The sequence below is a fragment of the Rhodococcus sp. AD45-ID genome, assembly GCF_003023755.1.
In the GTDB taxonomy this organism is placed as follows: domain Bacteria; phylum Actinomycetota; class Actinomycetes; order Mycobacteriales; family Mycobacteriaceae; genus Rhodococcus_F; species Rhodococcus_F globerula.
The window spans coordinates 1,054,439-1,067,101 of sequence record NZ_PYHL01000003.1 but is presented as its reverse complement, the minus strand read 5'-3'; the positions used below and the strand labels follow the sequence as shown (position 1 = coordinate 1,067,101).

General features: G+C 61.5%; 13 protein-coding genes. 5 read left to right on the top strand and 8 right to left on the bottom strand.

What is annotated here, in order from left to right; all coding sequences use genetic code 11:
- Positions 1–9 precede the first annotated feature (9 nt).
- On the top strand, positions 10–309 hold the full coding sequence (locus C7T36_RS29175; protein WP_045069448.1) for a hypothetical protein: 300 nt from the start codon (positions 10–12) through the stop codon (positions 307–309).
- Here C7T36_RS29175 and C7T36_RS29170 read toward each other — a convergent pair.
- Positions 300–791 carry a MarR family winged helix-turn-helix transcriptional regulator gene (locus C7T36_RS29170; protein WP_045069445.1) on the bottom strand — a complete coding sequence of 164 codons (492 nt, stop codon included), beginning with the start codon at positions 789–791 and terminating at the stop codon, positions 300–302. The two genes, C7T36_RS29175 and C7T36_RS29170, sit on opposite strands and share 10 nt — an antisense overlap.
- A gap of 75 nt (positions 792–866) precedes the next feature.
- Between C7T36_RS29170 and C7T36_RS29165 the strand changes: the two genes are divergently transcribed.
- Both C7T36_RS29165 and C7T36_RS29160 read left to right on the top strand, forming a co-directional pair.
- Entirely contained in the window at positions 867–2,330 is a 1,464-nt protein-coding gene (locus tag C7T36_RS29165) for an MFS transporter (protein ID WP_045069443.1), read from the top strand.
- Positions 2,331–2,576: 246 nt separating this feature from the next.
- On the top strand, positions 2,577–3,077 hold the full coding sequence (locus C7T36_RS29160; RefSeq protein ID WP_033234471.1) for a nuclear transport factor 2 family protein: 501 nt from the start codon (positions 2,577–2,579) through the stop codon (positions 3,075–3,077).
- Here C7T36_RS29160 and C7T36_RS29155 read toward each other — a convergent pair.
- Positions 3,064–3,828, bottom strand: coding sequence for a DUF1906 domain-containing protein (locus tag C7T36_RS29155; RefSeq protein ID WP_033234472.1), 765 nt, complete (start codon positions 3,826–3,828; stop codon positions 3,064–3,066). The two genes, C7T36_RS29160 and C7T36_RS29155, sit on opposite strands and share 14 nt — an antisense overlap.
- 841 nt (positions 3,829–4,669) lie before the next feature.
- Here C7T36_RS29155 and C7T36_RS29150 point away from each other — a divergent pair.
- Entirely contained in the window at positions 4,670–4,897 is a 228-nt protein-coding gene (locus C7T36_RS29150) for a PLDc N-terminal domain-containing protein (protein WP_033234609.1), read from the top strand.
- On the opposite strand, the gene C7T36_RS29145 is transcribed toward C7T36_RS29150, so the two are convergent.
- The 6 genes from C7T36_RS29145 to C7T36_RS29120 form a co-directional block, all read right to left on the bottom strand.
- A complete protein-coding gene (locus tag C7T36_RS29145) occupies positions 4,885–5,844 on the bottom strand; it encodes an antibiotic biosynthesis monooxygenase (protein ID WP_033234473.1) in 960 nt (319 codons plus the stop codon). The genes C7T36_RS29150 and C7T36_RS29145 overlap by 13 nt on opposite strands.
- Before the next feature lies 1 nt (position 5,845).
- Positions 5,846–7,246: an amidohydrolase family protein gene (locus C7T36_RS29140; RefSeq protein ID WP_045069441.1), complete on the bottom strand. Its 1,401-nt coding sequence runs from the start codon at positions 7,244–7,246 to the stop codon at positions 5,846–5,848.
- 51 nt (positions 7,247–7,297) lie between these two features.
- Positions 7,298–8,062, bottom strand: a complete 765-nt coding sequence (locus tag C7T36_RS29135) for a CPBP family intramembrane glutamic endopeptidase (protein WP_033234475.1) — start codon at positions 8,060–8,062, stop codon at positions 7,298–7,300.
- 106 nt (positions 8,063–8,168) lie between these two features.
- On the bottom strand, positions 8,169–8,642 hold the full coding sequence (locus C7T36_RS29130) for a VOC family protein (protein WP_033234476.1): 474 nt from the start codon (positions 8,640–8,642) through the stop codon (positions 8,169–8,171).
- A gap of 70 nt (positions 8,643–8,712) precedes the next feature.
- Complete coding sequence (locus tag C7T36_RS29125) at positions 8,713–9,720, bottom strand: alpha/beta hydrolase family protein (RefSeq protein WP_045069438.1); 1,008 nt, start codon at positions 9,718–9,720, stop codon at positions 8,713–8,715.
- A 10-nt stretch (positions 9,721–9,730) separates the two neighbouring features.
- On the bottom strand, positions 9,731–10,753 hold the full coding sequence (locus C7T36_RS29120; protein ID WP_045069435.1) for an alpha/beta hydrolase family protein: 1,023 nt from the start codon (positions 10,751–10,753) through the stop codon (positions 9,731–9,733).
- A gap of 172 nt (positions 10,754–10,925) precedes the next feature.
- Here C7T36_RS29120 and C7T36_RS29115 point away from each other — a divergent pair, with 172 nt between their 5' ends.
- Complete coding sequence (locus tag C7T36_RS29115; protein ID WP_045069433.1) at positions 10,926–12,623, top strand: fumarate hydratase; 1,698 nt, start codon at positions 10,926–10,928, stop codon at positions 12,621–12,623.
- Positions 12,624–12,663 lie beyond the last annotated feature (40 nt).

The following is a 12,663-nucleotide window of genomic DNA, read 5'->3' as shown; positions in this document are numbered from 1 at the left end:
GACCAAGGAATGGGACATTCCAGATCAATTCTGTCGATCCGCTCCGAAGGATCGATTCTTTCGATCGGTAGCACTCACTCGATCTTGTCGATCGGCAGTGCCTTCTCGATACTGTCGATCGGCAGCATCGGTTCGGCCGGGTCGATCCTGAGCTCTGGTTCCTTTGCCAGTCTCGGATCGGCGTTTTCCGCGTTGTCTCGGTGGTCACTGATGTCGTGGCGCGGAAATCACTCGTCGCCGGACGACCGGCCGAAACTGGTTGTGATTGCGCCCGAACCGGATTCGACGCTAGCTCACACTCAGACGTGATCGTCGGGTGCCGGCCGCGGCCAGGTCCGACCTTCGAGTTCTTCCACCGATTGGTTCAAGTGCCGCAGTAGGTCACCCAACGCCCGACGCGACTCCGGCGTCCAGTTTCGCACCACCTTTGCCACACCGGCAGTCGAATGTTCACGGTCTGCGCGCAGTTGTGCCAGACCGGACTCGGTGGGGCGGACCTTTCTCGCGAGTCCGCCGTCCGGGTCTTCGACGCGTTCGACCAAGCCTTGGCGACGGAGAGCGCCGATCTGCCGATTGATGGTCGAGATGTCCAATCCGAAGGCGCAGGACAGCTCTTTCAAGCTCATCGGTTGTTGTAGTTCCAGGCGCCCGAGTAGCAGGTATGCCGAGCGGTCCAGATGAAGTTCGGCGCGCTGTGCCAGGGCGTGATACCGCGACAACAGCGTCAACTCGTATTCGATGTCGACAAGGTCGCGGTCTGGGTCCGGCTTTTGTCCGTGCGCATTCGTCACGTTGTGCAGGATACACAGAATGTGTAGCGTGCACAGAATAGGTGGCAAGCGCTACCCACATACTTCGGGAGCCGAATGTCCGTTCACGCCCATCCGTCGAACACGGATACAGCCGTCGACGCGACAGTGTCCCCGCGCCCACGATTGATCCTCACTGTCCTCGGCCTGTGCGGGATCGTCGTCGCCCTGATGCAGACGCTGGTCGTCCCGATCATCCCTCAGCTACCGAGCCTGCTGAACGCGTCGCCGGCCGACACGTCGTGGGCCATCACCGCCACGCTTCTCGCCGCTGCTGTCATCACCCCGATCAGCGGCCGCCTCGGCGACATGTTCGGCAAGAAACGCATGATCCTGGTCAGTCTCGGCCTGGTGGTTCTCGGTTCCGTCATCTGCGCGCTGTCGTCGTCGCTCATCGTGCTGGTGATCGGGCGCGCGCTCCAAGGCGCCTCCGTTGGTGCCATCCCGCTGGGCATTGCCATCCTGCGTGACGTTCTGCCACCGAAGAAGGTGGGCGGCGCGATGGCCGTCATGAGCGCCACCCTGGGCGTCGGCGGCGCTGTCGGCCTGCCCATCGCCGCGCTCATCGCTCAGAGCGCCGATTGGCACTTTCTGTTTGTCGTGTCCGCGGCTCTGGGTTGCCTCTGTATGTTGTTGGTGTTCTTCGTCATTCCCGAGTCATCCGTCCGCAAGCCGGGACGTTTCGACTTCGTCGGCGCCCTCGGCCTGGCCGCTGCCCTGATCGCCCTGCTCCTGCCGATCACCAAGGGCGGCACGTGGGGATGGACCGATCCCAAGACCCTGGGGCTACTGGCGTCGTCGGTCGTCATCTTCGTGGTGTGGGGCTTCTGGGAGCTCAGACGCAGTGCGCCGCTGGTGAATCTGCGAATCGCGGCACGTAAACAAGTATTGTTCACCAACCTCGCATCCATTGCCATCGGCTTTTCGATGTACGGGAATTCGCTGTCGTTGCCACAACTTCTCATGGCTCCGAAGGACACCGGCTACGGATTCGGATTGTCGATGGTGACCACCGGCCTGGTACTCGCACCCGCCGGACTGGTGATGATGGCACTCTCCCCCGTTTCCGCCCGCATCTCGGATTGGAAGGGTCCGCGCATCACCTTGCTGACCGGATCGCTGGTCATCGGACTCGGTTACGTCGCCGCCCTCTTCGCGACGTCCGCGGTGTGGCAAGTCGCGCTGGCCGGAATGGTGATCGGAGCTGGTGTGGGACTGACATTCTCGGCGATGCCGGCCCTCATCATGAGCTCGGTTCCGATCACGGAATCGGCTGCCGCGAATGGTTTGAACTCACTGATGCGGTCGATCGGAACCTCGAGTTCCGCCGCCGTGGTGAGCGTTGTGCTTGCCGGTGCCACCATCATGGTCCACGACCGCGTCTACCCCACGCTCGATATGTTCAAAGCCACGTTCGTGATTTCGATTGTCGCGGCGGCCGTAGCGATGATCTTCGCGTGGTTGATTCCCAAACGGAAAGCGCCGCACAGGGAATCAACCACGTCGCGGCCGCAAGAATGACACGGCCGTAAGAACTGCGGGAGGTGCTACTTCTCCGAAGCGCCTTCGATGCTGCCGGCAATCTGCAGCTTCGACAGCAGGGTGTAGATGAAGTCGATGAGAAACTCCATGAAAATATTTCCTCTCGCAAATACGGGTCCCGACCCGTCAACGACGGTACCGCAACACAAGATCGGCCGAATCCGCACCTCTCGGACACGAGAACATGTTCTAATTTGACTCGGTCGTCTACCCGAGGAGTCACACATGGCATGGACACGCGCTGAACTCGATCAGGCCTTTACGGGTTTCCAGAACACCGTCGTCGAATGCACGCGCAGCGGCGATTGGAATGCGTTTGCCGACATGTTCACCGAGGACGTCGTCTACGTCGAGCATGCCTTCGGGACCCTCAACGGCCGTGAGGCCGTGCGCAAGTGGGTCACCCGCACGATGACCGAGTTCCCGGGAAAACGCATGACGGAGTTCCCCGCAAACTGGTACGTGATCGACGAGGAGCGCGGGTGGATCATCTGCGAAATCGACAATCCTATGGAAGACCCGGGCGACGGATCCACTCACGGCGCCGCGAACATCACGATCCTGCACTATGCCGGAGACGGATTGTTCTCCCGCGAGGAAGACGCATACAACCCGATGAATTTCCTGGCGATGACCAAAGCCTGGTGCTTGGCCGCCGAAGCCGCGGGCAACCTTCCCGAGGATGCCCGCGCCTGGTTGGCAAAATTCGGCGCTATGGTGCGATAGAGCCGATCGGAATGTTGGGCACGATCGAACCGGCCAATGACCACTGCCCGTAGTCGAGGGCAAGGATCGAATTCAGGTCGACGCCGATACCGTCGACCGTACGCTTGTCGATCTCGAACTGATGCAGGTGCGCCCGAGGATGGACGTAGCCCTTCGGCGAGCCCCAATTATGTTGCCAGTACCAGGTTCCGACCCCCACGCCGATCATCGCGTCGAGCACGCCGGTGTTTCCGTAGATACCAAGATTCTGATTGCCGACTACCGACGCCCATCCCTCGAGATAGGGCCTGATGAGGTTGTTGATCTCGGCCGGCGACGGGTTGTCGTCAATGGACGCGTAGATCGGACGCCCCTCGGGTCCACCCGCTTGACGGTGCAATTCGAGGCCCCGTGTTGCATGCCTCTTGCCGCCTTCGCGGCCTTCACGCCAATCGGCCGTCGCACTTTTTCCGAACTGATAGCAGGACACGACCTGCAGTCCCGCTGCTGTCAGAGCGTTCACTTCACCCGCTTTGACTGGCTTCCCCACCATCCAGTTTGCGTCAGGGCGGCGGTCGGATACGTAGCGGATCGCGCCCGCGTAGCCGCCCGCCCGAATCGACTGCGCCGACGGGACCCCGGCGGAGTAGTCGAGCAGAGTTCCGAGCGAGCCGGCATTGGCCACCGTCGCCGTGCCACTGAGCGCGGCCAGTCCAGCGGCGGCAGAACCTGCGGCCGCGTACTTGAACAAACTTCTTCGTGAGACGTGCACACTGCTCCGATCATCGGCGTATCCCGCCCGATCTAGGCGGAAAGTCGAGTTTCTTTATTCACTCGATTGCACCACAGTCACAAGGCCACCGCCTTGCACTTGACCAACACCAGCCACACCACCGCCGTGACCAGCGACAACAAAAACGATGGCCCCCGAAACTTTCGTTTCGAGGGCCATCGTCATCGGCCGTAGCGGCCGGAAGTTATCAGCTGAGCGACGTGAAGAACGTCAGAGCACTGAACAGGTCAGATGCGTTGCTGAGGAAGTCGGTGATGAAAGAGAACTGGCCCGAGAGTTCAGCGCTGGTCATGTGTTAACTCCTGTCGAAGATGAAACATCAGTGGTCTAACAGGCCCTCTTGCTGACCTGCTGGGCTAAGACTAGAGGTCTTCCGTTACTTCCGCGACACCAAATGTGTCCGGGACGTTACATCTTCGGACCTAGGCGGCAAACGCATATTCACAGGTAACGCCCAGGAGGCGTGATCCGATCGAGATAATTCGCCCTATTTTTAACGATATCCGAACACGGTTTCCATTAGTGGTTATTACTTCGCAATCTCTCAATTCGGCCAAATGATGTTGGTAAGCCTAACTTAATTGTTCCTGTTTCAGCACTAGCGCCGCCCTGACCAGGAATGGGACGATTCCCCGCGAGGCCGATCGGCGCACGGACGCCATGCCGCGCAACTCTTCAGCCACGGCTGCGATTAACAGAACATTGATGCCTGGGGAGTCCGATCGAAACGAAGCCCGAAACAAACCCGACCTCCCAGAACGTGATGCTATTCACACCAAATGTCCGGGCCGTTGCAGACGCATCGGGCACAGTTGATGTCATGAGCCGCAACAAGAAGTCATGGAGTGAACTCTCACCGCGCCAACGACGCATTGTGATCGTGATGGGGTCGATCCAGTCGATTCTGGCAATCGCCGCCTGGGCCGATCTCGCGAAGCGCGATCGTGCGGCGGTCAACGGCAGTAAGGCCAAGTGGGCTGCGATCATCGCGATCAACTTTTTCGGACCGATCACGTACTTCCGGCGCGGCAGGATTCAGTCGAAGTAGTCCCAGAACTGCAACCACTTCACGGAAGCGAACAGCCCGAGCGTCCCGGCATATATCGCCAGGACAGCGGCGGTGCCGAGGACGTTCGTGCGTAGTTTCGCTCCGTCGAACGGGTCGAGCCATCGACCGAACCGACGCGTCGCCGCCGGCATCAGGAACCACGTCATCGCCCCAACGCTGACGATCTGGCTCAGCCACATCGACAGCCAGGGCGGTGCGCCGATCCCGTCGAGCACCGGACCGAGAAATCGCGACAACGTCATCACTGTCGGGTAGAGGACCAGAAGAATGATCATCGCGGTCTTCCAGTTCGGAGTCGCCCGCGTCTGCCCGTTCTCGGTGCGCAAGATCGTGCCGAAAGGGGTGGAGCGCACGGATTCGGTGAAGTCTTCCGCCAACTCCTCGCGAAGCGCAGGCAACACCGCCGCCCGCTGCTCCGATCGCATCCACGCGGACAGTTGCGGTTCCGTCCGGAAGCGCAGAACCGATTGCCACCGCGTCGCATCGGCAGTCGAGCACAGCAGCAATGCACTCTCGTACCCCGAGAAACGCGAACTTTCCGCGATCAGGCGATGCTGGGTCCGCAGAAATTCGTCTTGCCGTCCGGCGACAACCGTGTGGTCGTACACGCCGATGCCGGGCGGCGGCACGGCATCGTCCACCAGGACAAGGTCCGAACTCTTGGCCCGGACCCCGCGCGCCACACCGTCCTCCACGACGCGTGCATGCTCAGGAGAGTCGAGCCAGCCATGCAGCTCGTCGACGCCGGAAAAGGTATGGGACACACCGTAATCGGAAAGCTCTGAACCGTCACTGACTGCGCTGCCGAGATAACCCCGAGCCGATTTTGCCGTTACGACGGCCTGAGCGGCCCACTCAGCGAACAGCTCGTCGCCACCGTTCTCGGGGCGGTGATAGGCCGTGACAACCGTCGCCGAACCGGACACGTCAGGTCGACACCCTGCGACCCTGGACGTACACGTGCGAGATCGCCGGCTCACGCATCGCCATCAACAAACCGAACAAAGTTTGATCACGCGCGAGAATCGGATCCGGCGACCGCGTGCCGAAGTTGATCAGACTGCCCAGCGCCGGCCACCCGGCCGGATCAACGACGAGGAAATCTGCCTCTTTACCGGCGTCGAGGTTTCCGATGCGGTTCTCCATGTCCAGCGCACGCGCTCCGGCCAGTGTTCCCGTGAACAGCAATTCGGCCGGGTGGAGCGAAAGCGCGCTGTCGCCCTCCTCCGAGATGTGCACTTTGAAAGCGTCGCCCAGAACCCGCGACAGGAGGAATTCGTCGCCGCCGCCGAAGTCCGAACCGATCGCGATGTTGACTCCCGCCGCCACCGTTCGCTTCCACGGCATCGTGCCGGAACCGAGGAACTGCTGCGACGTCGGGCAATGAGCAATCGACGTCCCGGTCTCCGCCATCCGAGCCAATTCGGAATCCTGGCAGTGGACGGAGTGCGCAAGAATTGCGCGGGGTCCGAGGAAAGACTTGCCACCGACTTCGGAGCCTGGCAGGAACTTGCCGTCGTACGTATCGAGGTACGACTGAACCTGGTAACGCTCGAGCGTCGTCGCCACTTCGCCGGTGCCCGGCCTGTTGTTCTCGTTGAGGTGACTGTGGAAGTACACGCCACGGCCTCGCACCGAGTCGTACAACTCCCCCAGATTCTTCAAGGTCTCCGCCGTCACGGCCAGAGAAAACCGCGGTACGACGGCAACGTGCAGGAGAGCAGTGTCAACGTCACCGGTGTCCGCACCGTGCCACCGATCGATCTCGTCGCGGGTCAGCGTGATCGCGTCGTCCTCGGACGTGATGAGCGCGGCTGCAGATTCGGGCCCCGTGGTTTGGATGCCACGGCCGCTGACGAGGCGAAGCCCGGTTCGCTGAGTTTCCGCGAACAACGCGTCCTGCGCGTGCGGAAAAGCGGAACCGAAGACCATTGCCGCGGTAGTTCCGGTGGCTATCCGGCGAGCGCAGAACGCGGCAGCGGCGTGCGCGGCAAATTCCGGATCGGCCAATCGTGATTCCGAGGGGAACACGCAGAGATCGAGCCACTCGAGCAGTTGTCCACCGCCGTAGGCATCACCGGCGTAGATCTGCGGAAAGTGAACGTGAGTGTCGATGAATCCGGGGAGCAGAAACCCTGGGCGATGATCGTGGACGTCGCCGCCGTGCAGATGCTGCGGCAACGCGTCGAATTCACCGCAGAAAGCCACAACACCGGCGTCGTCGATCGCGAGCACACCGTCGGGGAGGGAGACGAGCGCGTCGGCCGCGCCCTCGACCGTCGGGCTACCGGAAATGTGGAAGATATGGCCCCGATGCAGCTGTATCACTCATTGAGCAAATCACAGTCGCGGCGATACCGCGCGTTCGAATTGTCCGGATCAGTTCATGGTGGCGTGCCACACGAACGCTGCGGCCAAAGCGCCCGCGCCGTTCAGGGACCAGTGCAATGCGATGGGCGCAAGAAGACTGCCACTTCGATGGCGAAGCCACGTGAAGACGAGACCGGCCGCTGCGGTGGCCAGAACCGCGCCGAGAATACCGGCGATCTGGCCGACGACCCCATTACCGAGGAAGCCGGACAGCCCCGCGTTTCCACTGGTCAGACCCATCGACGACGCGATGTGCCACAGCCCGAACGTCAACGAACCCGCTGCAGCGACGCCCCGGAAGCCACTGACCCGGTTAAGCGTCCCGTGCAGGACACCGCGGAATGCCAATTCCTCCGGAATGACGGTCTGCAGGGGAATGATGATCATCGACGCGATGATGGCGCCCGAGATGGTCGCGTAACGATCAGCCATGAAGAACGGCCTGGTCAGCGGCAGCAACGCGCCGACCGCCACGACGGTCAGAACCAGTCCGACCGCGATGAGTGCGTACTTCGAACCGCTTTTGAGATGCTTCGGGGACAGACCCAACTCCGCCCAACCCAGCCCTCTGCGCTTGCTCATCGCGAGGAGCACAAGCGCCGAGATCGGAACCGTCGCGATGCTCGCCCACACCGTGGTGAAGTGCGCAATCAGATTGGTTCCCACCAGAACCGCGATGACCACCGCGATGTCGATGTACGCGTGAACGCGAGGACGCGAGGTAGACGGGGCCGTGTTCAGGACAGCAGCATCGGACACGGTTGAAAAACTCATATAAGGCCGTCACCCATCGCCGCAGTTAGCTGAAAATTCACTCATTCAAGTGTACCGACGCTGCTGACGTGCCCGCCAGGTTTGCGTCGACACTCACAGTCGACTCTCAGAGTGCGGCACGTTCGAGTTCTGCCACGTCGATCTTCTTCATCTGCATCATCGCGTCCATCACACGCTGGGCTTTTGCGCGATCGGGATCCTGCATCAATTCGATCAATCGGTTCGGCACCACCTGCCACGACAGACCGAACTTGTCCTTGAGCCAACCGCACTGGCTTTCCTCACCGCCCTCGGTCAGAGCCGACCAGTAGTGGTCGACTTCAGCCTGGTCGGCGCACGGAATCTCGAACGACACCGCCTCCGAGAACGTGAACATCGGTCCGCCGTTCAACCCGGTGAATCGCTGTCCGTCGAGTTCGAACACCACCGTCATGACCGACCCTGCCGGTTGACCGGACGGCGATCCCTCGCCGTATCGCTCGATTCCGATGATTTTCCCTTTGCCGAAAACCGAGATGTAGAACTGTGCTGCTTCCTCCGCTTGCGTGTCGAACCACAGGCACGGGGTGATCGAGGGCATGACTACTCCTTAGGTCGGGACGGTCTTCACAGGGATAGACCGTCGCGGCCGCCGGAAATCATCGGGTAGTTCAGTCGAACAGAGCCGACTCGATCACCGGCCAGGAACGCGCCAGTTCGTCGGACCAATACGGCCAACCGTGTGTGCCCACCGGTTGCGCGCTGCGCGTGACATCGACGCCGTGACTGCGGAGAACACCGGAAATCTGATCGGTACACAGATTGGCACCGAGTTCCATGACACCACCGACGACAACGACCCGAGCAAGGTCGGGCGTCTCGAGTGTTTCGTGGGGGCCCGGCAATCCTGTGCCCGATGACAGGTACACCTTTGTGCCGCGAAGCTTGTCCGCGTTGGCAAAGATGTCGTGCTCGCGCCACGCGGGGCTGTCCACCGGACCCCACATCTGCTCCGATGTGGCCATTCCGTTGATGACAACAAGATCCGTCAGAGCCTTACCGAATCCACCCACCGTCGTGTAGCACCCACTGTAGGCAGCTACCCCGTCGTACAGATCCGGTGCCCGCTGGGCAAGCATGAGCGCGGCCTCGGCCCCCATCGAGATGCCACCGATCGCGTTGCGCCCACTGGTGTCGAAGGCCCCGTCGATCAATGGCGGCAATTCCTTGGTCAGGAAAGTCTCCCACTTGAGCTTGCCGAATTTCGGGTGGTCTTCCTGCCAATCGGTGTACATGGTTCCGGTTCCGCCGATCGGCGCAACCACAAAAACGTTCTTGTCCGCGAAGAACTCCCGAGCATTGCCCTTCGTCGGTTCGAACCAGTTGTTGTCCTCGATCTGGCCCGAGTTTCCGTCGAGCAGGTACAGAACGGGCCGAGGCTCCGAACTATCGGCCGGGAGAAACACCCGCACGGCCATCGTGCGGCCCATCGCCGGACTGTCGACGTCGAGCAGCACTTCCCGCTCCGACACCGAAGTGGTCGCGGCGATTCGCGGCGACGCATCGGCGGACACGGTTTGTGCCGGCGGCGCTGCTTCGTCCGCGCTCGCAACGATCGGGAGAGCAACGACCGACGCCAGCGACACGGCGCACGCCAGTGCGATCTGAGACATACGCATGCAAAAGTCCTTACAAGCCGAGGGACGCGGCAAACATCGGCCACGAATCGTGCAGGTCGTCCTGCCAGTAGCCCCACGAGTGGGTACCGGCCGGTTTGATGTTGTATCGGATGTTATCCATGCCCAGTGCGGTGGTGCGATCCGCCAACTGCATTGTGCAGAAATGTGTCGCAGCCTCGATGCCCCCACCCAGAGCCAGCGTCGCTGCCAGCACCGCGACGTCGTTGTCGATTCGCGGATCTGCCAACGTGTCGTACGGGCCGGGGATGCCCGTTGCGGTCGTGATGTACATCGGAATTCGCGGTAGCTTCTCCGCATTCACCACCGGATCGTGTGCAACCCACGCGGGGTCGTTGTACGGCCCCCACATGTTCTCGGGGTTACCCCCACCGATCCCGACGACCACTTTGACGAAATCCTGTCCCGGACCGGGACTGGTCATCGCGCAGCCACTGAACGAAGCGACGCTGTTGTAGACCGTCGGCGCACTCATCGCCAGATTCAACACAGATGTACCCGCCATCGAGATCCCCCCGAGTGCGTTCTCGCCCGTCGTATCGAAATACTCGTCGATCACGTGCGGCAGTTCCGACGTGAGAAACGTGGTCCACCTGTTCACGCCGTTGTTGTCGTTGATCTGTGCGAGCCCCGGATCCGGCCGCAACCAATCGGTGTAATAGCTGAACGCCCCGTCCAACGGAGTGACCACGTTGACGTGCTTGTCGGCGAAGAACTCCGGCACGTCGGTACGTACCGACCATGTCGCGTCGTTCTTCCCACCATCCACTCCGTTGAGCAAGTACAGCGTCGGCGCGGGCGTCGACGTGTCGGCCGGGCGAAGCACCTGGACCGGAATTCCGCGATCCATCGACGGTGAATACACGACGACGTCGACGAGACGGCCTTCCGCGGGTACGGCGCTGATCACGCGTGGACCGCCCGTCTCGGCCACTGCCGGCGACGACACGACAAAGAGAACGGTTGCGGCCGTCGCAGCACCGATCAATGCACGCGCTATGCGGATACCTCTCATGAAAACGTCCCTCGAGTTGCCGAGCACAGATGGACATTATTGCCCGAAATGTTCCGTTTCGAGGGCAAACGACCCAGTCACGACTACCGTCCGACCGCCCGGCGTAATCGAGGAAAACCCCCAACGATAACCTGAACGAGACCTTCGCACGCACCCTTGTTCAGGAGAAAAGATGGCCGACTTCCTCTATGAGGACCTGTTGCCGATCGGTGAGGACACCACCGAGTACCGACTGCTCACCACTGAAGGGGTGTCGACAGTCGAAGGCCCGGACGGTCGGACCTTCCTGAAGGTCGAGCCCGAAGCGATGCGTCTGCTGACCGAAACGGCTCTGCACGACATCTCCCACTACTTGCGCACCGACCACCTGACGCAGCTGGCGAGCATCCTCGACGATCCCGAAGCGTCCAACAACGACAAGTTCGTTGCTCTCGATCTCCTGAAGAACGCAAACATCGCAGCCGCTGGTGTTCTCCCGATGTGCCAGGACACCGGTACCGCCATCGTCATGGGCAAGCGCGGACAGCACGTATTGACCCCCGGTGACGACGAGCAGGCCATCGCCCGCGGTGTGTACGACGCCTACACACGCCTCAACCTGCGTTACTCGCAGAACGCCCCCATCACGATGTGGGACGAGAAGAACACCGGAAACAACCTCCCCGCGCAGATCGAGCTGTACGCCGATACTGCTGCCGGACACGAGAACTCGTACAAATTCCTGTTCATGGCCAAGGGCGGCGGCAGCGCAAACAAGTCCTACCTGTACCAGGAAACCAAAGCGATCCTGAACCCCGACTCGATGATGCAGTTCCTCGAGGCAAAGATCCGCTCGCTCGGTACCGCAGCGTGCCCGCCGTACCACCTCGCGATCGTCGTCGGTGGCACGTCTGCCGAGTTCGCGATGAAGACGGCCAAGTACGCGTCCGCGCACTACCTCGACGAGCTCCCCACCGAAGGCGCCATCACGGGCCGCGGCTTCCGCGATCACGAACTCGAGAAGAAGGTCTTCGAGCTCACGCAGAAGATCGGCATCGGCGCACAGTTCGGCGGTAAGTACTTCTGCCACGACGTCCGCGTCGTCCGTCTCCCCCGCCACGGCGCTTCGCTGCCCGTTGCCATTGCCGTGTCGTGCTCCGCAGACCGCCAGGCCAAGGCGAAGATCACGCCCGAGGGTGTCTTCCTCGAACAGCTCGAATTCAACCCGGGCCGTTTCCTGCCCGAGGTCACCGACGCGCAGCTCGACTCCGAAACCGACGGAATCTCCGGAACCGGCAAGGGCGCAGCGGTCAAGATCGACCTCACCAAGCCCATGGCCGAGATCCTCGCCGAGCTGTCCAAGCACCCGGTGAAGACGCGTCTGTCGCTCACCGGTCCGTTGGTCGTGGCCCGCGACATCGCGCACGCCAAGATCAAAGAGCGCCTCGACGCCGGCGAGGAAATGCCGCAGTACCTCAAGGATCACCCGGTGTACTACGCCGGACCTGCCAAGACTCCGGATGGAATGGCCTCCGGTTCGTTCGGCCCGACCACGGCCGGCCGTATGGACTCGTACGTCGAGCAGTTCCAGGCCGCCGGTGGCTCGATGATCATGCTGGCCAAGGGAAACCGTTCCAAGCAGGTCACCGACGCGTGCAACACCCACGGCGGTTTCTACCTCGGATCGATCGGTGGACCGGCGGCTCGTCTGGCACTCGACTGCATCAAGAAGGTCGACATCCTCGAGTACGCCGAACTGGGTATGGAAGCCGTCTGGAAGATCGACGTCGAGGACTTCCCCGCGTTCATCGTCGTAGACGACAAGGGCAACGACTTCTTTGCCCATACCGGTGAAGTAACCCTGACGATCGGCAAGCGTCCGGGTCTGTAGACAGTTCAATAGCAAAGAGCCCCGGCGAATTCCGATTCGC

Coding starts and splice junctions, on each gene's coding strand:
- C7T36_RS29175 (WP_045069448.1), top strand. CDS start 10: ATGGGACATTCCAGATCAATTCTGTCGATCCGCTCCGAAGGATCGATT.
- C7T36_RS29165 (WP_045069443.1), top strand. CDS start 867: ATGTCCGTTCACGCCCATCCGTCGAACACGGATACAGCCGTCGACGCG.
- C7T36_RS29160 (WP_033234471.1), top strand. CDS start 2,577: ATGGCATGGACACGCGCTGAACTCGATCAGGCCTTTACGGGTTTCCAG.
- C7T36_RS29150 (WP_033234609.1), top strand. CDS start 4,670: ATGAGCCGCAACAAGAAGTCATGGAGTGAACTCTCACCGCGCCAACGA.
- C7T36_RS29135 (WP_033234475.1), bottom strand. CDS start 8,062: ATGAGTTTTTCAACCGTGTCCGATGCTGCTGTCCTGAACACGGCCCCG.
- C7T36_RS29130 (WP_033234476.1), bottom strand. CDS start 8,642: ATGCCCTCGATCACCCCGTGCCTGTGGTTCGACACGCAAGCGGAGGAA.
- C7T36_RS29125 (WP_045069438.1), bottom strand. CDS start 9,720: ATGCGTATGTCTCAGATCGCACTGGCGTGCGCCGTGTCGCTGGCGTCG.
- C7T36_RS29120 (WP_045069435.1), bottom strand. CDS start 10,753: ATGAGAGGTATCCGCATAGCGCGTGCATTGATCGGTGCTGCGACGGCC.
- C7T36_RS29115 (WP_045069433.1), top strand. CDS start 10,926: ATGGCCGACTTCCTCTATGAGGACCTGTTGCCGATCGGTGAGGACACC.